General features: G+C 62.6%; 19 protein-coding genes. 8 read left to right on the top strand and 11 right to left on the bottom strand.

What is annotated here, in order from left to right:
* The first annotated feature begins 104 nt into the window (after positions 1-104).
* From F757_RS0100540 to F757_RS0100530, 3 genes are read left to right on the top strand one after another with little or no spacing between them, the layout of a single operon-like run.
* On the top strand, positions 105-1,022 hold the full coding sequence (locus F757_RS0100540) for a hypothetical protein (RefSeq protein WP_232221314.1): 918 nt from the start codon (positions 105-107) through the stop codon (positions 1,020-1,022).
* Positions 1,019-1,939, top strand: coding sequence for a c-type heme family protein (locus F757_RS0100535; protein ID WP_027209651.1), 921 nt, complete (start codon positions 1,019-1,021; stop codon positions 1,937-1,939). The genes F757_RS0100540 and F757_RS0100535 overlap by 4 nt, the downstream gene beginning before the upstream one ends.
* On the top strand, positions 1,936-3,450 hold the full coding sequence (locus tag F757_RS0100530; RefSeq protein WP_084530663.1) for a serine/threonine-protein kinase: 1,515 nt from the start codon (positions 1,936-1,938) through the stop codon (positions 3,448-3,450). Before F757_RS0100535 ends, F757_RS0100530 begins: the two co-directional genes overlap by 4 nt.
* Positions 3,451-3,517: 67 nt before the next feature.
* Here F757_RS0100530 and F757_RS0100525 read toward each other — a convergent pair whose 3' ends face one another.
* Complete coding sequence (locus tag F757_RS0100525) at positions 3,518-4,438, bottom strand: ketopantoate reductase family protein (RefSeq protein ID WP_027209649.1); 921 nt, start codon at positions 4,436-4,438, stop codon at positions 3,518-3,520.
* Between the two features lie 157 nt (positions 4,439-4,595).
* The gene (locus F757_RS0100520) at positions 4,596-5,264 is read right to left on the bottom strand and encodes a response regulator transcription factor (RefSeq protein WP_027209648.1); all 669 of its coding nucleotides are present in this window, start codon (positions 5,262-5,264) and stop codon (positions 4,596-4,598) included.
* 186 nt (positions 5,265-5,450) lie between these two features.
* Here F757_RS0100520 and F757_RS0100515 point away from each other — a divergent pair, with 186 nt between their 5' ends.
* A complete protein-coding gene (locus F757_RS0100515) occupies positions 5,451-5,789 on the top strand; it encodes a hypothetical protein (protein WP_027209647.1) in 339 nt (112 codons plus the stop codon).
* Between the two features lie 110 nt (positions 5,790-5,899).
* On the opposite strand, the gene F757_RS0100510 is transcribed toward F757_RS0100515, so the two are convergent.
* Both F757_RS0100510 and F757_RS0100505 read right to left on the bottom strand, forming a co-directional pair.
* Entirely contained in the window at positions 5,900-6,235 is a 336-nt protein-coding gene (locus F757_RS0100510) for a DUF4148 domain-containing protein (protein WP_027209646.1), read from the bottom strand.
* Positions 6,236-6,498: 263 nt separating this feature from the next.
* On the bottom strand, positions 6,499-8,010 hold the full coding sequence (locus tag F757_RS0100505) for a M81 family metallopeptidase (protein WP_027209645.1): 1,512 nt from the start codon (positions 8,008-8,010) through the stop codon (positions 6,499-6,501).
* Positions 8,011-8,776: 766 nt separating this feature from the next.
* Between F757_RS0100505 and F757_RS0100495 the strand changes: the two genes are divergently transcribed.
* The 3 genes from F757_RS0100495 to F757_RS0100485 all read left to right on the top strand — a co-directional run bounded on the left by F757_RS0100495 (position 8,777) and on the right by F757_RS0100485 (position 11,308).
* On the top strand, positions 8,777-9,364 hold the full coding sequence (locus F757_RS0100495) for a TetR/AcrR family transcriptional regulator (RefSeq protein ID WP_027209644.1): 588 nt from the start codon (positions 8,777-8,779) through the stop codon (positions 9,362-9,364).
* A 403-nt stretch (positions 9,365-9,767) separates the two neighbouring features.
* Positions 9,768-10,313 (top strand): RNA polymerase sigma factor, encoded by a 546-nt coding sequence (locus F757_RS0100490; protein WP_027209643.1) that lies wholly within the window; start codon positions 9,768-9,770, stop codon positions 10,311-10,313.
* A gap of 2 nt (positions 10,314-10,315) precedes the next feature.
* Positions 10,316-11,308, top strand: coding sequence for an anti-sigma factor family protein (locus tag F757_RS0100485; RefSeq protein ID WP_027209642.1), 993 nt, complete (start codon positions 10,316-10,318; stop codon positions 11,306-11,308).
* Between the two features lie 94 nt (positions 11,309-11,402).
* On the opposite strand, the gene F757_RS36390 is transcribed toward F757_RS0100485, so the two are convergent.
* Positions 11,403-12,077 (bottom strand): sensor histidine kinase, encoded by a 675-nt coding sequence (locus F757_RS36390; protein ID WP_232221313.1) that lies wholly within the window; start codon positions 12,075-12,077, stop codon positions 11,403-11,405.
* On the opposite strand from F757_RS36390, the gene F757_RS36385 reads away from it, so the two are divergent.
* Positions 12,045-12,533 (top strand): hypothetical protein, encoded by a 489-nt coding sequence (locus F757_RS36385; protein ID WP_232221312.1) that lies wholly within the window; start codon positions 12,045-12,047, stop codon positions 12,531-12,533. The two genes, F757_RS36390 and F757_RS36385, sit on opposite strands and share 33 nt — an antisense overlap.
* A 538-nt stretch (positions 12,534-13,071) precedes the next feature.
* Here F757_RS36385 and F757_RS34805 read toward each other — a convergent pair.
* The 6 genes from F757_RS34805 to F757_RS0100450 form a co-directional block, all read right to left on the bottom strand.
* Positions 13,072-13,530: a DUF3331 domain-containing protein gene (locus F757_RS34805; protein WP_084530661.1), complete on the bottom strand. Its 459-nt coding sequence runs from the start codon at positions 13,528-13,530 to the stop codon at positions 13,072-13,074.
* 100 nt (positions 13,531-13,630) lie between these two features.
* Positions 13,631-14,017: a BON domain-containing protein gene (locus F757_RS0100470; RefSeq protein WP_027209640.1), complete on the bottom strand. Its 387-nt coding sequence runs from the start codon at positions 14,015-14,017 to the stop codon at positions 13,631-13,633.
* Between the two features lie 163 nt (positions 14,018-14,180).
* A complete protein-coding gene (locus F757_RS0100465) occupies positions 14,181-15,221 on the bottom strand; it encodes a sensor histidine kinase (RefSeq protein WP_027209639.1) in 1,041 nt (346 codons plus the stop codon).
* A gap of 219 nt (positions 15,222-15,440) precedes the next feature.
* A complete protein-coding gene (locus tag F757_RS0100460) occupies positions 15,441-16,820 on the bottom strand; it encodes a tripartite tricarboxylate transporter permease (protein WP_027209638.1) in 1,380 nt (459 codons plus the stop codon).
* A 1-nt stretch (position 16,821) separates the two neighbouring features.
* Entirely contained in the window at positions 16,822-17,316 is a 495-nt protein-coding gene (locus tag F757_RS0100455; protein WP_027209637.1) for a hypothetical protein, read from the bottom strand.
* A gap of 375 nt (positions 17,317-17,691) precedes the next feature.
* Positions 17,692-18,978, bottom strand: coding sequence for a hydroxymethylglutaryl-CoA reductase, degradative (locus F757_RS0100450; RefSeq protein ID WP_027209636.1), 1,287 nt, complete (start codon positions 18,976-18,978; stop codon positions 17,692-17,694).
* Positions 18,979-19,027: the final 49 nt, after the last annotated feature.

The following is a 19,027-nucleotide window of genomic DNA, read 5'->3' as shown; positions in this document are numbered from 1 at the left end:
TACGCTTGTGGCCGATCGCACCGTTGCGCTTGTTACCCCTTTGCCTGCTTGCGCTCGCACCCTATGCGCACGCCAGCTGGACTATTGTGCAAACCGGCGCACCAGTGACCACGATCCACGAAAGCAGTGTGTATTTGGCCGGCTCAGGTCAACGGCTCGCGCCGGACGATATAGTCGAAACGCAGCCGAGCCCCAATGGAATCGTTCAGATGCAGGACCAGACGGGCAATGTGCTTGCGCTCGGAGGCGACACACAAGTGTTGCTCGCGCGCGATGGCCGCGTCGCGCTGCTGCGTGGCTGGCTGAAGGTGCAGCACGTCTGCACTGCGGCCAATTGCGCGGTGCCTGTCGTGGAAACCGAGCGTATGCGTGTGACGCCGGCCGAGCGCAGCGCGCTCGTGATTGCTGCGTCCACGCCGGCTTATGCTGACGCTAACGCGAACGCCGTGTTCTGCGAAAACGGGTCCGCACAACTGGTCACGCCAGGCAAGCCGCATGGGAAGCCGGCGCAAACCGGAATGTCCGTCCATGAGTTCGCGCAGCTTTCGAAAACGAACGCCGGCATTGCCGTTTCGGCGCGTCTTGACCCCGCGTTCGTGGCCGCGATGCCGCTCGCGTTCCGCGACGCGTTGCGGCCTTTGCCGTTGCCGCCTGCGCCCGCCGCGCCCACCACGCCACGCCTCGCAACCGCATCGGCACCCGCCTCGCGCCCCGTGACTTACGCGGACGTGTCCGACTGGCTCCACAGCGCGCTTGCGGTGCGAACAGAGCCTGGCACGCGCTTTACTCAACGCTTTGGCGCTCGTTTGTCAGACCCGGCCTTTCGCCGCGACATCCGGCGAAACCTGCGCGATCTGCCGGACTGGCGGCCGCTCCTGCTGCCGCCTGTCAAGCCGTCTATGAAGCCGCTGATGAAGCCGCTTGCGGACCCACTTACCCCGCCACACCCGGCACCTGCCCGGTGGTCCGGCATAGCCGCTCCCGCCTCTCCGTCCTTCGCATCCGTATGGGCTCGACCATGAAGCTATCACTCGCCATCAAGTTCAATCTCGTGTTCATCACCATCTTCGCGATTGGACTGAGCGCGGCGGGCATCGTCGCAGACCATGTGCTGCAGCAACAGTCGCTCGACGAAACCCGCCACGACGCCAATGTTTTGATGAGCGCCGCCGAGGCGATGCAGGACTACACCGCGAAGCACATCACGCCGTTACTCTCGACACAGATTCAATATTCGTTCGTGCCTGAGTCGGTGCCCGCGTTTTCGGCAATAGAAATGCTGAATACGCTGCAGGGCGCGTTCCCGAACTTCTCGTACCGTTCGACGATGCTCAATCCGACCAACCCGCGCGACCGCCCGACCGATTGGGAATCCGAAGTGATTGCGCATCTGCACGACAAGCCCGCGTTGAAGGAGGTGACCGGCGAGCGGCGCACGCCCGGTGGCGAACATCTGCTCTTTCTGGCGCGTCCCAGCAAAATCACGGATGCCGCCTGCATGCAGTGTCACAGCACGCCGTCTGCAGCGCCGCGCACCATGCTCGACAAGTACGGACCGGCGAACGGATTTGGCTGGGCCATGAACGACGTAATCGGCGCGGAGTTCGTTTCGGTGCCGATGTCGGAATCGATCGCGCGCGGCCGGGCACTGTGGCGCAGCTTCATGACGGCGCTCAGCGTGGTGTTCGCAGTCGTGCTGGTGGTGTTGAACGTGATGGTGCACGTACTCGTCACGCGGCGCCTGCAGGCTCTCTCCCGTGCCGCCGACGAAGTAAGCCTCGGCAAACTCGGCGAGGTCGACTTGCCCACGCGCGGCAGCGACGAGATCGCCTCACTCGCGGTGTCGTTCGGACGAATGCGGACCAGCCTCGTAACGGCCTTCGAGATACTCGATGAAACCGGTGCAGCCGCTACGGTGCCGCACGGCTTGCAACCATGAGCACGATGAATGCGATGAGCGCAGTGCCGCGGCAGATCGGCCGCTATCTGGTTGATGGGGTACTCGGCCGCGGCGCGATGGGCACCGTCTACCTCGCGACCGACCCGCATATTCAGCGGCAAGTTGCGCTCAAGACGATCAACCCCGAGTTGCTGCGCGATTCGCACGAAGCGGGCAGCACAGCCGACGCGGAACTGCCCGCGCGCTTCATCAACGAAGCGCGGGCGGCCGGGCGGCTCGTGCATCCGCATATCGTCAGCGTGTTCGACTATGGAGAGGCCGACGGCGTCCCGTTCATTGCGCTCGAATATGTACGGGGAGAAACGCTCGCCGCGCGACTCGCAAAAGAAGCCGTGCATGGCACCAGATTGCCGCTTGCGCGCACGCTGACGTGGTTCGCGCAGTTGCTGGACGCGCTTGCGTACGCGCACGACGCCGGCGTGATCCATCGCGACATCAAGCCCGCCAATCTGCTGATCGCGCCGCGTGGCGAATGCAAGATCGCCGACTTCGGCATCGCGCAACTGGACACCGGCCGTCTGACACAGATGGGCATGATGATCGGCACGCCTGCCTATATGTCGCCCGAGCAGTACACGGGCGCGCCGATCGACGCACGCAGTGATCTCTTTTCGGCGGGCATCGTGCTGTATGAGATGCTGACCGGCAAGTGCCCGTTTGCGGGCTCGTCGGCAGCTGTGATGCAGCAGGTGCTGAACGGCGTGCCGCCCGCGCCGTCGAGCGAAACGCCCGGCCTGCCAGCCTCGCTCGATGCGATGGTGCGAAAGGCGCTCGCAAAGCAGCCCGAGGCGCGCTACCTATCCGCGCAAAGCTGGCGCGTCGAGTTGCTGAGCCTGCTGGATACGCTTGCGGCGGAACGCGATCCCGACCAGACGGTGGTCGCGACGCCGGCAAACCGGGAAGCGCTTTTGCCACCGCTGCCCCCGCCGCATTTACCGCCGCATTTACCACCGCTTCCACCACGGGTCGCCACCGCTACTGGTCACGCGGCGTCCGCCGGCTCCGTTGTCTGGCCGCCGGAATTGCTCGCGCAGATCGAAGCGCGGCTTGCGAGCCACGTCGGGCCTGTCGCTTCGCTGCTCGTGCGGCGGGCGGCGGCGCACGCAACGAATCCGCGCATGTTGGCGGCGCAACTCGCGCGTCATCTCCCCGACGAACAGACACGTCATCAGTTCGACACCCTGCTGCAACGGCACACTGCCGTGCAGGGAGCCGCGTCTCCGCGGCCGGCGAGCGAGAGTATCCAACCTGCGGCACGCGTCACTTCCTCCCAGGCACCTGTGCCCGATGCGGCGCATATCGAAGTAGCCGCACGGCAGCTTGCAACGCATATTGGTCCCGTCGCCCGCATTGTCGCGCAGCGGGCCGCGCTGGGCGCCGACACCGCGACCTTTCACAACCGGCTCGCCGACGCACTTCCCGCCACTGTCGACAGAACCGCGTTTCTCCGTGCGCTGAGCGAGCGCCTTGCAGACGCTCACGGGCGCTGAACCGGCGGCGTTGGCGTGAGCGTTCGCCTTGACGCTCGCACGCAAACGGCGGCCCAACGCGAACGGCTTATGCCGGCTCGCCTCGGGCAGAACGATTGTCGAGCGTCTTCACCAGCAACAGCAGCAGATGATTCACGGGGGTGGGAATACCAAGCGCAGCGCCGCGACGCGCGATATGTCCGTTGAGATGTTCGATTTCACTACGCCTGCCCCGCGACAGGTCTTGCGCCGTCGACGAATACTGGCCGGCCGGAATTGTCTCCATGATGGTTCGCACGGTCTGGTCGGCATTGCTCGAAATGTCGACGCCGTCGGCATGGGCAACCGCAATGCATTCCGCGACGATATCGCGCATGGCTATTTCGACGCCATCTCCGCCGCGGCGGCGCAATTCGCCAAAAGGCAATTGCGTTAGCGCGGACATTGCGTTGTACGCGCAATTGAGGATGAGTTTCTCCCACAGCACGCCGCGAACATTGGTGGACAGCTCAGTCCCGATTCCGGCGCTGTTCAATACCTGTGCGATATGCTGGCTCGCAGTCATTGTCTTTTCAATGATCAGCTCACCGCGACCGTGATGCCGTACGTGGCCCGCACCGGCCATCTCGCACGCGACATAGACTGCTGCCGATGAGACTTGCTGCGGTATCACACTCCGTAGGCGCTCGGCGTTGTCCACGCCGTTCTGTAACGTCAGCACGAAAGCGCTGCTTTCCAGATATGGCCGCATGGCAAGCGCGGCCTCTTCCGTATCGGATGATTTGACGCAGAAAAGTACGAGATCCGCATTCGCCACGCCCTCTGCATGGGTGCTGGCCGACACAGGAACATAGTCGTCGAAGCGCGCGCTTTCGAAACGCAGGCCACGCTGTGCGATCGCCGACACGTGGTCCTGCCGGCCAACCAACGTGACAGCGTGCCCGGCGCGGGCGAGCATGCCGCCGTAATAACAACCCACTGCCCCCGCGCCCATGACTGCTACTTTCATTCAATCCTCGAATGGCATGTTGAACTACATTTAATGGAGCGTCACGCGCGCTTGCCGCACGGCTTTGTGCAAAACACCCGTTACACCCGCTTATTCCGTTGCTTACGCGCATGCGTTGACGCCCCGGAGAACACCTCTGCGAACTACACCGTTCTATTCATGGTGCATTGTCAGGAGCGCGGAGCGCGTCCATCATGCGTACGAGATCGGCGACCGAGCGGCATTTCATCTTGCGCATGGCCTGGCCACGATGAATCTTCGCCGTGATCTCCGCAATTCCCATAGCAGCCGCGATCTGCCTGTTCGTCAGGCCGGCCACTACGTGTTGCATCACTTCCCGCTCGCGCGGCGTCAGGGTTGCCCAACGGCCGCGCAGTTCCGCCAGCGCGCGATTGCGCGCGAGACGCGCCCGGTCCCAGTCCAGCGCACCAATGACTGCATCGATCATGTCCTGATCGCGAAAGGGCTTTGACAGAAAATCCATCGCTCCGGCCTTCATTGCCTTCACTGTCATTGCAATGTCACCGTGCCCCGTCATAAAGATAATGGGCATGTGCGGCTTGCCTGCCTTCGCCACCGAGCTCTGAAATGCAAGGCCGCTCTGTTCAGGCAGTCGTACATCGAGCACAAGACAGGACGGCCCGGCGCTGCGCGGGGCCGCGATGAACGCCTCGATCGAGGCGAACGCATGAACTTTCAGGTTCATCGTGCGCAGCAGGCGCGCGAGCGCCTGGCGGACCAGCTCTTCGTGGTCGACGATATAAACCGAACCGTCGTCCTCTTCCGTGATTGATGGAGCCGTCGGCAAGGTCATCAAGTCGGGCATTGCGGCGTCGAAATTGTCAGTTGCGAGCCGCAATGCGGCCCAAGGTGGCTAGTCGGGGACATTCCGAGGCTAGGACGGGCATCCTTGTCATTGGAACGCATAGCGATTATTATGGACCAAATGATCCATAACTCACAATCGTCCTGCTGAACGGGGACTCAACTAGCAGCCACTCCGGGGGTTACCATGACAATCGATTTTTCAAACTTGAATGCATCGGCCGCAAACGGCGTTTCGTCGAATGGAAATGCGGCGCAGTCCACGGCGGGCAATCGGGCCAAGCCGTCGTTCCAGGCGCTGCTGGCAGAGCTCACCGACTATGTGAACGGCACGCCCGGCGAGCGTATGGAGAAAATGATTCTGGCGAAGCTCGGCGTAACGGAAGAAGAGTTGAAAAAGATGCCGCCCGAAGAGCGCGAAAAGATTCTCGCAAAGGTTCGCGAAATGCTGAAAAAGGAAATGGAAGCGCAGCGCGAGATTGAGCAGCAGAAAGCTTCCGGCGTGCAGGTCAATTTGTCGGCATGAACCAGGCGTGCGGCGCGGGCAAGGCAACGCGAAGCATCCACGCAGGTTAGAACCCGCGTCGATACCGGCATACGTGCGGCGGCGCTACCAGCGCGCCGCCGTCGCCGGAATTACGAATGGGCATAGATCGGGCCCAGACCGATGATGTTCTGCTGCGTGTCAGGCGTTTGAGTTACCGAAGCGCGTGCGCCCGCGGCCGAACTACCTTTTGCGACGCCACCGTAAGCGGCGGCGGCCGAGCCGTTCTGTGCGTCAAGACGCATCTGGGCGGCTTCGATGTTCTTCGGGTATTGCGCGTTGTCGCTGGCCGGGTTGTAGCCCGCCTTTTGCAACTGGACCAGTTCCGCGCGCACGTCGGCGCGCGTCAACGGTTGATTCGACTGGGCGAACGAAAGGGCCGGCACGGCAACGAGCGCTGCAACGACGAGCGATTGAACGAGTTTCATGAGTCTTCTCCAGAAAGAACAGTGGTAATCAGAGGTCGATGAGTTCAGGCGCAACACCTGGCGCGCGAAGCCTGCGAACCATGGTGTGGTCTGAACCGGACGCAGTGTTGCGAATCAACCTTGCGTGTCGATATTTGAACCCGCCGACGTATCTGGAATGTGTTCGTCCACCCCTCGTCATGCAAGCCAGTTTATCCGGGCGCGGCGCAGGTACACTGCGATACAAATCCGCGCCACGGACACGCCCAACGCACGGCACCGCACTATTCGACGGACTCGGTCCTCAATTCGCCAAACGGCATACCGAGGGGACGCACGCGCATCTCGGGGGCAAGCCGCTGCCATGGCAGATCGGCGGGATCGGCCGCCATCGGGCCGGGCGACTTTGCAACCAGAATGGCGTGAGCAATGGGCTGAAAATCCGCGCGAAAATGGACCGAACTTTTGTTGACGAGTATCTTCATTCGTTCCGGTTCGATGCCGGCCACACGGAACAGGTTGCGATCGAAGACCTGCATCTTGACGGTACTCACGGCAATCCGCACCCCTTCTATCCGCAGGCACGCAGTCGGCCCTAGCTCGCCGCGCATACCGTTGAGCATCGGGCCGTCGAAGCGGAACACGCCGTCCGACAACTGCTCCACCTCGAACTCGGCCGCGAGCGGCGAGTCGCCGGGCACGCCGGAGCGCCCGCCGAGCTCGATCGCGATGCGCGCTCCCACGCCCGCGCGATGCGCGGCGGCTGCGGCTTGTGCGTCCCAGATCACGCCTACCGCGGCTTCGCTCGCGCCATTGCGCAGCAGCGCGCGCACGAGGCCCATCGTGTTCGAGTCGCCGCCTACGCCTGGATTGTCTTGCGTGTCGGCGATAATGACAGGCTTGTCGGCTGCGGCGCTTAGACGGATTGCCTCCTGCGTGGCCTCGTCCGGCGTCAGGAAGGGCACGTCCCAGCGCGATTCGTCGCCGACGATCTTCGTCAACAATGCGTCGGCAGCTCGCTCGGCTGCGTCTTCGTCGAACGAGTACGCCCACACGGTGGGACCGCATTCCGGGAAATCCGCCGCTGGAAAACCCGGTGCGAATGAGGCGGACACAACCGGACGTGTCTCGATGTCCGCAAGCAAGCCGTAGGTTTCGCTCGCCGGCTCCACCAGCGTACACATGCCGTTGACCGGGATGAGGAAGGGCACGCGGCGTAGCGCGCCGTGCAACGGGCGCCGCTCCCACATGAGATCTTCGAGAATGCGCGCGGCCCGTTCGCCGGTTTCCGCCATATCGACGTGCGGGTACGTTCGGTAAGCGACCAGCGCGCTGGCATGCGCGAACATCCGCGCGGTGACGTTGGCATGAAGATCGAGTGAAACGACGACCGGCATGCTGTCTCCGACGATCCGGCGCACGCGCTCGAGCAGTTCTCCCTCGCCGTCGTCATACTGCTCTGTCACCATCGCGCCGTGAAGGTCCAGATAAATTGCGTCGAAGCCGCCGCGCTCGACGGCCGCGATGATCTCGCCGCCGATACGCTCGAACGCGTCGTTCGTGACATGGGCGGACGCGCTCGCACCCGCCCAGATTACCGGTTGCAGCTCGCGGCCGTTCGCCTCCATTGTCTTGATGAATCCGCCAATCGGCACGTTGACGTCACGCAGCCCAAGCACGTCGGCCCCGCGAACGAGCGGCGGAAACCCCTCACCCTGAACGAAACTCGAATATGACGCCCGCGTCGGCGCAAATGTGTTGGTTTCATGCTGGAAACCGGCAATCAGGATTTTCATGCGTTTCACCTTTTCTGGACCACACCGCAATGCGGCGCCTGAATGTTTCGGATACCTACTCTTTATGTCGACCCGCTCGGTGACGAATGCGCGCAGTTGCGCAGCCAGTTTGGGATGTGGATGCTTCGTCGTTGCGCGCTGGAACTGCCTTGTGCGTTGATCCGATAGTGGCAGGGCATAGCGCTACTAGCAAGAGCAACTAAGTTCACATGATGTTGCCCTGTGAGCAACGCTAGCGGGCGGGGCACTACGTGAATGCGAGCGAGCCTCCGGTGCGCGGCGTTCGGCGACACGGGCCGCCGCTTCGTCGGCGTTTGGAAATCGGTCACGCGGTCTCTGTGCTGATGACTGGGAGTTTGACGATCGGGCCCCTGAGTGTTCCGCAGGCGGCGGGAGATTTCATGACGTCGACCGGCAAGTTTGCCGCGCACCCTAAACTACGGTTCCGGTTGCGTATGCACTCCTCGAGAACGCCTGGGCTAGAGTGCCGGTCAAAGCTGATCGGCTGCTTACCGTGCGCCCGCTTAAGCTTCCCAGATGCGCTGCACAGACGAGCTGCACAAACGGATTGCCCAAACGGCTTCAGAAACGCATCCCCATGTTTGCCGCGCCTCAGCCACAGCAAGGTGCGCGGCGCAAGGCTTCGGAGCACAATGCTCATGACCGCAAGACGGGCGGCTAATAGATCGCTTCCTGGAACATTACGCCGGGCTGACAATATGGATAGAACAGTCCACAATCATCGGAATGCAATCAGGGTGGAAATATGGTGAGACCTCGTGAGTTCGATAGGGACGAGGCGTTGGATCGCGCAATGCGGGTGTTCTGGTCGAAAGGCTATGCCGGGACATCCACGGAAGATCTGCTCGCTGCCATGGAAATTGGCCGGCAGAGCCTTTACAACGCATTTGGCGACAAACGCAAGCTGTATCTGGAAGCGCTCGAGCGCTACCAGGAGCAGAGTATTGCGGGCCACATTGCGCGCCTCACTCGAGGTTCGTCCGCTGTGGCGGGTATAAAGGCCCTGTTGCTCGGCACGATTGCCGCAAGCGCCGACGAACGCGAGCGCGGCTGCATGGGTGTGAACAGCGCGGCGGAATTCGGCACTACCGATGTCGATGTCAACGCTATCCGCGTTGCAGGCGCCAGGCGGCTCAAGGAATCGCTCCTCGCCCGCGTCCGCGAGGCGCAGCGCAACGGCGAAATCGATGCAAACATGGACGCCGACGAAGTCGCGCTCTTTGTCGGAGCCACCATGCAAAGCCTGCAGTTGAATGCTCGCGCGGGCATGGCGCCGGCCGTGCTGCGGCGCCTCGTGCGGTTCGCTATCGAGCGGCTGGCGGTGTGCGCCTGATGCGCGGTCGTGCTGCTTCGTGTTTGCTGCACATAGGCGTTTTCTGCCAGTGCCCGGTGGTCAGCGCAAGTTCATGAATGGCACGTGGGAAATGATCCGGGGGGCGGTCGCGCGCGGTGACTACCAACGTGTTCGGCCTTTATTATCTGGCACCGCTTGCCGCGATGGAATAGATCACTCGCTGCGGGTGTTTAGCTTGATGTTGCATAGCCTGCGCCCTCCCGCATCGTTCCATGGAAACACACCAGCCATCGCAGCCGGCCACATGCGGCATGCATGAATCGAAATGCAGTGCGGCGCAGCCGCAACCGGCTGTGCGAAACAACGTCGCGTGCATGCCTGAGCCGACTGCGCAAGCGCGGGCGGACAGCGGCCGCAAAGTATCCGGCGATGGACGAGTTCGATGACCGCAGCAGATCTGTCCGCCCTCCTCCCGTCAATGCTTCCGCGCCTGTGGACATTCGCGCTGCGCATTTCGGGCGACCGGCACGACGCCGAGGACCTGGTGCAGCGCGCCTGCGTGCGGGCGCTCGAACGCGCGCATCAACTTCAGCAGGACACCGCGCCGCTCAGCTGGATGTTTTCGATCGTGCAGTCCACATGGATCAACGAGTTGCGTGCGCGCAGCGTGCGCAGTCGCTCGGGCATGGACTGGGACGATGAATTTCTCGAAACGGTCGCCGACCCAGCCGCGCGCACGCCTGAACAACACGCGATGGACGGACAGATCGTAGAAGCCGTGCAGCGGCTACCCGACGCACAGCGCGTAGTAATGCTGCTGGTAGCGGTCGAGGGCCTCAGCTATCAGGAGGCGGCACAAACGCTCGGCGTGCCGATCGGGACCATCATGAGCCGCCTGTCGCGGGCCCGTCAAACCATTGGGGCCCTGTTCAGCGAAAAACAAAAAAGCGCGGCCAGCGCGAGTAATGGCAGAGACCAAGGGGCTTGAATATGGACGACATCCTGCTCATGGCGTATGTCGACGGCAATTTACAGCCGCGCGAGCGCAAGGAAGTCGAACGCACAATCGTCGACTCGGCCGACGTCGCAGAACGCGTCGCGTTGCTCCGGGCGTCGGCGTTGCCGTATCGGCGCGCGTTCCAGCGGCAGCAACTGCCACCGGTTCCGGAAAGCCTTGCGCGCAATGTTGCGCAGCTTGTAGACGCGTACGCGGGCGCTTCTGGCAAAAGAACTGTCGGCAAAAAGGATCCAGTCGCGGCGTGGGCATCGCGGGCGAGCGGCCGTAGCCCGTGGTCCTCGTCTGGGCGCGCGCGCCCTTGGGCTTCGACCGGCGCGAGTGGTCTCGAATGCGCCCGCCCCGTGCGCGCGCGCATTCGCGCCTCGGCTCCGTGGGCCGCGCTCGCCTTCGTGGCTGGTGCGTTCTGTTGTGCGACCGCGCTGCGCTTGTCGGAGGGTAGCGCCCCCGCCGTTGTCGCGCAGACGCTCTTACCGCAGGCGAGGCCGGCGGGTCTATCGCCGTGGGTCGTCGCGGCAGTCAATTATCAGCGGCTCTATTCGCGGGAAACCGTTGCATCCGACTTGCCCATTGCCGGCCTTTCACAAATCGTCGAGGACATCCGCCGCGACGACGGACTGTCGATTCAAGTGCCCGACCTGCGTTCGCTCGGACTCACGCTCAAGCGCGTGCAACGTCTGCGCTTTAACAACAAGCCGCTGGTTCAGATCGTCTACCTGCCGGAGAAAGGCTCGCCGGTTTCTCTCTGCGTGATCACAGATAACAACCCTGACGGCACGCTCGCGCAGCAGCATGTCGACACAATGCAGGTCGTGACGTGGAGACAGGCAAAGCAGAGCTATGCGCTGATCGGCACGTCCGGCGACAGCGACCTCGCCGCAATCGGCAGATACATCGCTGAAAGCGGGAGCGGCGAGCTTCTCGGCCAGGTTCTCTCAACCCATCGGGCGGCCGGAAGCGAGTCATGACGGCCGACACTGTTTATGCCGCGCGGCGGCTGCCCGTCGCGGCGCGTCACGGCGCGTTCGCGTTCTGAACGGGCAGTGCACGGCAATCACGCGATCACGCGATCACGAGCGGCAGCGTGATCCGCACTTCGAGTCCGCCGGTACGGCGGTTCTTCAAGTGAAGCTCGCCACGCATGGCCGTTGTGAGGCGTCGTGCGATCGCGAGCGCAAGGCCCGAGCCCGGCACGCGTTCAGCCGCTTTCGGCGCCCGATACCAGGGCGCGAGTCCCGCCTCCATCTCTGAAGCGTCGATGCGGCGGCCCGAATACGACACCGCAAACATCGCGTGCCGTGCTTCCGCCTTCAGGCTCAGGCGTACGTCGCTGCCATGGTGCAACGCGTTGTCGATGAGATTGGCGAGCACGCGCCGCAGTGCATGTGGACAACTGACAACCGGCTGTCCGATTTCACCGTCGAGCGCGACGTAGCGGCCGGAGTCGCGGTAGTCGCTCAGCAGTTGACCGAGCAGGCCGTCTGCGTCCACGCAGCGTAGCTGTTCTGCGGCGCTGTATTGCATGCGCGTGCATGCAAGGCCTGCCGCAACCAGCTCGTTCATTGCGCGCAGATCGTGATTGAGCGCCTCGCGCGCGGCGGCATCGTACAGGGACTCGCAACGAATGCCCAGCCGTGCGAGCGGTGTGCGCAGATCGTGTAGAAAGGCGGCCTGCACGTCCAGCAATTCCGCCAGCCGTTCAGCATGGCGATGCTCGATCCGGTTTATCGCACGCATCAACCGCGCGACGACACCCGAGGCCGTGTCGGGCAGCGCTGCCTGAATACCTTCGGCATCCTGACGTTCGAGTTCGGCCGCGAGCTGCGCGAGGCTTGCACGCTGCTCGAACGCGTGCAACGCAATGACGGCAGCAAGCAACATCAGACACACGCCAACGGAAGCGGCACTCAGGAGCATCGCGTTGCCTCTCAGATGATCCGGCAAAAGCGCAAGCAAGGTGTCGCGACTTGCGCGGTGTACCTCGACGAGCAGCGCGCAGACCGCGATCGACAGCAGGATGGCATAGCGCCAGCGAGCGGCGAAAAGGCGCAGCCTCAGAAAGGGCGATCGCGCGCAATCCGTTCCGGCGCGGCGATTTACAACGGCTGCTTCATCGGCAGACTTCCCTGGCACAGTGGCGTGTGCGGTCATCGTCGTTCTCCTGTTGCCGTCGGCTGGAGTGCGCATGGATGACCTTGACTGTCCATCAATGCGCTTCAATGTGTTTGAGTTTCGATTTCCTGGCTATTGCCGGGCCGTTGGCCGAGCTTCGGCTTTCTGGTCGCGCACAACGGGCAAGGCGTCCGTAGCAACATGCCGTTTGCGGCCGGACTCCGTGGCTGGCTGCACGGCTGCACGGGTTCCAAGCTTACCTTCCGTTTCGCGGTGCGCAATCATATGTACGTATAAGCGAAGTAGCGCGCGCGAGCGAACGTACGTGCAATTCAGGCGCTACGCGAAGGTCTATGGTTGCCGATGGGTGTGTGACGGTGACGGGTAACCGCAGGCGGCGGACAGTACTGCGGGCACGCAACGCTTTCAGATGGTGGGGGGATGCGCCGTCAGAGCAGGCGGTGGGCGGTGGGCGGTGGGGTGGCATCGCTCTGGCCGGGCGGGCATTGTCATCACAAATGCCGTGTGTGAGTCGGATTGCGAGGTGTCGACGCGGGCGGCCGCTTTCGACGCCGCGCGGACCGTGTGCAGGCATGCATCCCGCCGCACGTGGTGCGGTTCAAAAAGACGCGGCGCTAGCGCCTTCTATTGGCACGTCTGTGTGATGTTCGATTGCTTCCGCGAGAATCACCTGAGCGCGATTGCCGGGAATCCGAACCTGACCTGCACGCGGGCGGAACACCCGGTCACCGCGCGTGATGGCGCGTCCGGTCAGCGCGCAGACGCAACTGACGCGCGCCAAACCGCTGCACCATATCTGCTCGGCGTACCGCCCTGTGCACGAGTCGCTCCATGAGACGCTAATGGTCGCAGACGACAACCATTCCACTACCGCAATCCGGGCAGACCGGCTCGCGCGATGGTGACATGCGTCGGTCATGGCCGAACGCGTACCTACACCGCACCGCTGGAGCGGCGTGTGACTCTTCCGCGCACAGGCGGCGAGTTGCTCCGCGGACGGATCGAGGACGTTCAGCAATGCGCGAACCACGATGTTGTCGTCGGATAGCACTCTCATCGACTGATCTCCAGAAGCCCGTGTGTTCGTGAGGTGGAACAGCAAAGCGGGGTACGTGGAAAAACACGGCGGGCGTCAACCCGCCCTGTTTCGCTGTCGTTCAACCCCCGCCTTGCTCGCGCAGCGTGAGTTTGCTGCTCACCGACGTGACGCCGCGCACCTGCTTCGCTGCCGCGACGGCGACGCCTTCCTGGTCTTCGCTGGAGATCTGCCCCGCCAGCGTCACCTGACCGGTTTTGGCATTGCCGAAGACCGCGATCGTGGTCTGGTCCAAGCCTTTGGTTTTTTGCAGCGACTTCTGCACCGTCCGCGAAAACGCACGGTTTGCTGCGCGCACGGACTTTTTGCTGGGCGCGGCCGGTGTTGCGGTGCTCACCGTTGCGTCGGGCGCGGCGGTCGCCGCTTCGGCGGCAAATGCCGGTGCATACGCGAAGGCCGATACAACGGCGGCAAGGCTGCCGCCGATCACCAGTTGTCGAAGGTTCATCGTTGAGTCCTTTATTCAGGTGGAGAGAAATTGAAAAAACGCACTGAACTGCATTCATCCGCGTTAGAGCGCTGCGAATCCGATGTATTAATTAGAACTGCGCAATGTATCGGCGGTGTTTCGGCCGCGTATCGAAATGTATCTGACGGGCAAGCCGAAGCGCCTACGCCGCGACGAGCGGCAAGGTGACGCGCGCCTCGAGTCCGCCTGCGCGGCGGTTTTCCAGTTGCAGATCGCCGCGCATGGCCACCGCGAGACGACGCGCGATGGCGAGCCCCAGTCCAGAGCCCGGCGCGCGCCCGGCAGTCTCCGGGGCGCGATACCAGGGAGCGAACACGGCGTCCATTTGAGCGGGAGCGATGCCCGGCCCGGAATCCACGACGGCGAGCACGAGACACCGTGCCTCCACGCGCACGCACACGCGCGCGTCGCCGCCATAGCGCAACGCGTTGTCAATCAGGTTCATCATGACGCGGCGTAGTGCATGCGGGCTGGTTACGACCGGACGGCCCACGCATCCATCCAGTTGCACATGACGGCCGGCGTCGCGGTAATCGCCGATCAGGGTGCGGAGCATCCCATCAACGTCGACGCGGCGCGAGGGCTCTTCGGCACTGCATTGCATCTTTGCGCACGACAGGCTCGCCTCGACGAGGTCGGCCATTTCGGCGAGATCGCGCTGCAGTGCCTCACGCAGCGAAGCGTCTTCCAGCAGTTCGCAGCGCATGCCCATGCGCGTCAACGGCGTGCGCTGATCGTGCGCGTACGCAGCAAGTATCTGCAGAAGTTCGGCCTGACGTCCGACGCGATGGCGCACCGAGCCGTTGATCGCGCGAGCAAGGCGTGCGATATCGGCAGGACCGTTCTCGCTCAGCACTGGCTCCTCGCCGTGTGTGCCGCCCTCTTCGATTGCAGCGGCCAACTGCTTCAGGTGGCTCGCGAGTTCGAACGCCTTGAGCGCCGTCACCACCGCAACGGTGGATGCCAGCGCCGCAAGCAGCATCAGCGGGAAGCCGACATGGACGAGGACCGGCCACGGAGCCATCTGGGACACATACGCGCAATAAACGCCCATGCCGGCCAACAGCGTGCAGACGACCCCGGTCGATACCGGGAAGCTTTGCAGCAACTGACCGGTGGATGCACGGACCTGTTCGGCAGGATTCAGCAACGTGTCTCGTGTATCCAGCGCATGCGCGATCATCATTGTTCTCCTGTCACTGCCATTGCGATTAGAAGTGGATGCGCGAATGATAGGCGGTTTGTACCCTTTTAGAAGGAACAGTTGAGAACTACAGACAAGCAACTGTACCCAGACCACTTTGCGCGTGTTGCAATGCATGAACGCTGGAATGGCACAGCGGCTTGCAACTGCCTGCCTTGAGAGGGGCTATGGCCGGGCAAATGCGCCCTTCTATCGCCGCTAGAAGAACTTGATGATTGCTGGCACGCTCAGAACAGCCGCGTAATAACCCATGAACTGGACCCCGGTGTTAAAGGCAAACAGACGCGCGAGAAGGCCGCCAAACAGACCGACAGTCAGGATCACAGCTAGACCGAGCAACTGTCCTTCCCACAAGCCAATAACCACGATCAGACCGGAAAACGTCGCGATGATCGCCTCGTGGCTAAGCTTTTTCGCAACGAACGAAGCCGCCCGGTGCGCGTAGTTCATGGCAAGCGGGTACGCGATCAGGGCCGCGAGCGCGACGGACAACAACCCGAAGATCAGGAATTGCGACGTCGACATCAACGTATGCAGATTGACGATGTGGCCGGTCGCGGCATCCACGGTAAAGCGCGGCGGCGCATTGAAAAGCGGCGCGGCCGGGCCGGCCGCGACCGGACTGAGCGGCAGACCGAAAGCGATCAGCGGAATCATGGCTTCCGCAATGTACGTGGATTCGGTCACACCATTTCTCACGGCGATCACTGTCGTGAGCCGCTGATAGGCGTGCTTTATTCGCGCGCCCACCACCTCTCCCATCAGAACGGTCATGGCAACCGGGCTGAACACGAAGGTTGCGCTCGACACGGCCGCCGTCGTTACTGTGCAGGCTATCTGTTGCCGGTCGAGCACTTTCAGCGGATTCGGGAAGTAGCCGCTCCAACGCTTGACGTCGGGCGCAAGCGCAAATTGGGACATGCCCTCGCGACGCATGCGCCGCCTTTCGACCGGCGAGAGAATGGAAAAAAGGTCAGCCACCAGCGGGCCAATCGCAATGCCGAGGAAGTAGCTTACGCTCAGGTTGACACCGTACTTGCGCGTGAGCGACTGCAAGCCCACGATCAGAAATACAAATGGAATCAGCAACAGGACAGAGGCCCAGCGGCCGGCGGAAAACCATGCGATGAAGACCGCGGCCACCAGAAACACCCACGGCGCAGCGCTTGCGATCAGTCCGCCGAACGGCGCAAGCATCAGCGCGAACAGCACCGCAAGCGGCAATGCGACGAACGCGGCCACCAGCGCGCCCGAGATCATCTTGCGCAACGCGATATGAGGCACGCCGAGCGCACGCAACATGGCCGCCTGTTGCAGAAGCGGCGCGGCCATCGTGTCGCCGGGAATGCCCAGTAACGCGGTCGGAATAGCATGCGTCATATGCTTGGCCACGGCGCCTGCGAGGAAAAACGTGAACACGCCAGCCGGCGGCACGCCAAGCAACGCGACCAGCAAGGTAAGCGGCGCAAGCGTGGTGGTTTCGTCAGTGCCTGACACGAGCCCTATCCCCGCGAACACGACAGCGCCGATCAAACCCATGACCATTGCGCTGGGCAACTGGTGGAGCAATTCGGTCATTTCAGTGTTCTCCTGCTCGCGTAGTTTTGGCGGAAACCTCGTACGAAGCGAACAGTTCGAACAGGCCCAGTTCTTTCAACTCTGATACTGCGCTCGGCGGAAGATCGGTGAGAGAACCGATACCGCCGCGCTCTTCAGCAAGGCGCTCGAGTACCCCCAGCCTGTCCGCTTCGTCGACCGCATGCTCCACCACGATCCGCTTCGGCCGGAACAGGACGGCACACAGCGCGCCCGCCGCGAGACAACCCCCTAGTCCAATCAACATCGCATAGGCCCGCGCGATAGCGGGATCGTTGACGAAGTGAGACAGCATGGCTTTGCCGCCCAGGAATGCGCCTACGCTAATGGCTACGCCGAGCACGATCGACCACGCCAGATGTGCAAGGTCCACTGTGTCGCCCCACACTTCCGCGAATGCCGGCGTCGTGCCGTCAATTGCATGGAAGCCTAAACCGTCTGCCGCGGCCGGTTCCGCCTTTGCACTGGACTGTTTCACTCGATTGCCTCCTGACCACTTGAATTTTATTGTGAGCCGCGTGAAAAGCACGGCCGATCAATTCGCCAACAACTGTTCGCTGTAAGTCTGCGTTCAGATGTCGGGAAAGAGCCAGCATGAGCGGCGATCGCAACGAGCTTGCCAGGCCTCATGCACGTGTTGCTTTGTTACTGTGCCGATGACAACGATGTTGCCGAAGCTGATGGGGCGATAGCTTTATAGATGCAGCCATGCGGCGATGGAGAAAAACGCACGCTATGTACGGCGAACCGTCCCGGCGAGGTGGTGAGCAACGCGGATTGTGTCCGTGCCGGCAACTGCGGGCCCTTCTTTGCGGACCACGGCTCGCCGCCCTGGACGGTTCGAACGCATAGGCTAACCTTCCCGCAATCCGGCTAGAAGCTCTAGCGCGAAGTCCATGCGAAAGTCAGCCGAAGTTATCATTTTATTGACTAACCAGTCAATATTGTCGCCCGTTGCCCCGGCGGCGACAGCGATATTGCGCGCATGCAGCGTCATGTGACCGCGCTGGATACCCTCGGTCGCCAACGCGCGCAGCGCTCCCATGTTTTGAGCAAGACCGACGGCAACCGCAATCTCGCCGAGTTCCTGAGCCGTGGTGACGCCCATCATTTGCAACGAGACCCGCGCAAGCGGATGAGTCTTTGTTGCGCCGCCCACGAGGCCGACGGGCATCGGCATTTCGATCGTGCCAACCAGGTCTCCATTGGCCGCTTTCTCCCACGTTGTCAGCGACGAATAGCGTCCGCCGCGCGCAGCATAGGCATGAGCGCCTGCCTCAACCGCGCGCCAGTCGTTGCCCGTTGCGACTATCACGGGGTCGATGCCGTTCATGACGCCCTTGTTATGGGTGGCCGCGCGGTACGGGTCGATGGCGGCAAACAGATAAGCGTCGATCACGCGGTCGATGACCTCCTCGCCCGAGTACTCCTTAGTCGCGAGCGTCGCGGCCGAATACCTCACGTGAGCGCGCGCAAGACGCAGATCCGCAAGATTGGAAAGAATGCGCAAACGCACGTTGCCGCCGGTTAACTCTTCGACGCGCCCGGCCACCGATTCCGCCATCGTGTTGACGGTGTTCGCGCCCATCGCATCGCGCACGTCGACGATCAGATGCGCGACGAGCATCGCGCCACGCGGCGTATCCGGAAACACATGCACTTCAATGTCGCGGCAACCGCCTCCGAGACGCAGCAGCACCTGGTCACGGCTGTTCGCGAGGCCGATCAGTTCGTCTTTGTGCGCGAGAATCGCGAGCCGCGCGCCATGTGGGTCGCTCACACCGACTATCTGCACCTGCGCACGCATTAACGGCCCGGTACTCGACGTGCGGAAACCGCCGCCTTCGCGCGCGAGCTTCGCCATGAACGAAGCGGCGGCCACGATCGACGGCTCTTCAACGGCCATCGGCACGATCACGTCTTTCCCGTTGATCTGAAAGTACCCGGCGACCGCGAGCGGCAACTGGAAAGTGCCGATCACGTTCTCGATCATGCCGTTAGCCGTTTCCAGCGGCAGCGCGCCGGGCTTTGCCAATTGCGCCCATTGCGTGTCGTCCAGATCCAGCGTGTTGCGAAGGTGCGAAAGTCGCTCGTACGGAGTGAGCGAGCGGAAGTTTGGAAGCGTCGAATCGGTGTCCATGAATCGCCTTTGTCGTGAGGCCGCCGCAGACAAGCAGTTTTGCTTGCGA

Origin of the sequence: Burkholderia sp. WSM2232 (assembly GCF_000472545.1) — a bacterium.
Classification (GTDB): domain Bacteria; phylum Pseudomonadota; class Gammaproteobacteria; order Burkholderiales; family Burkholderiaceae; genus Paraburkholderia.
The sequence above is the reverse complement of the archived record's forward strand: the minus strand, read 5'-3'. Positions and strand labels throughout refer to the sequence as shown.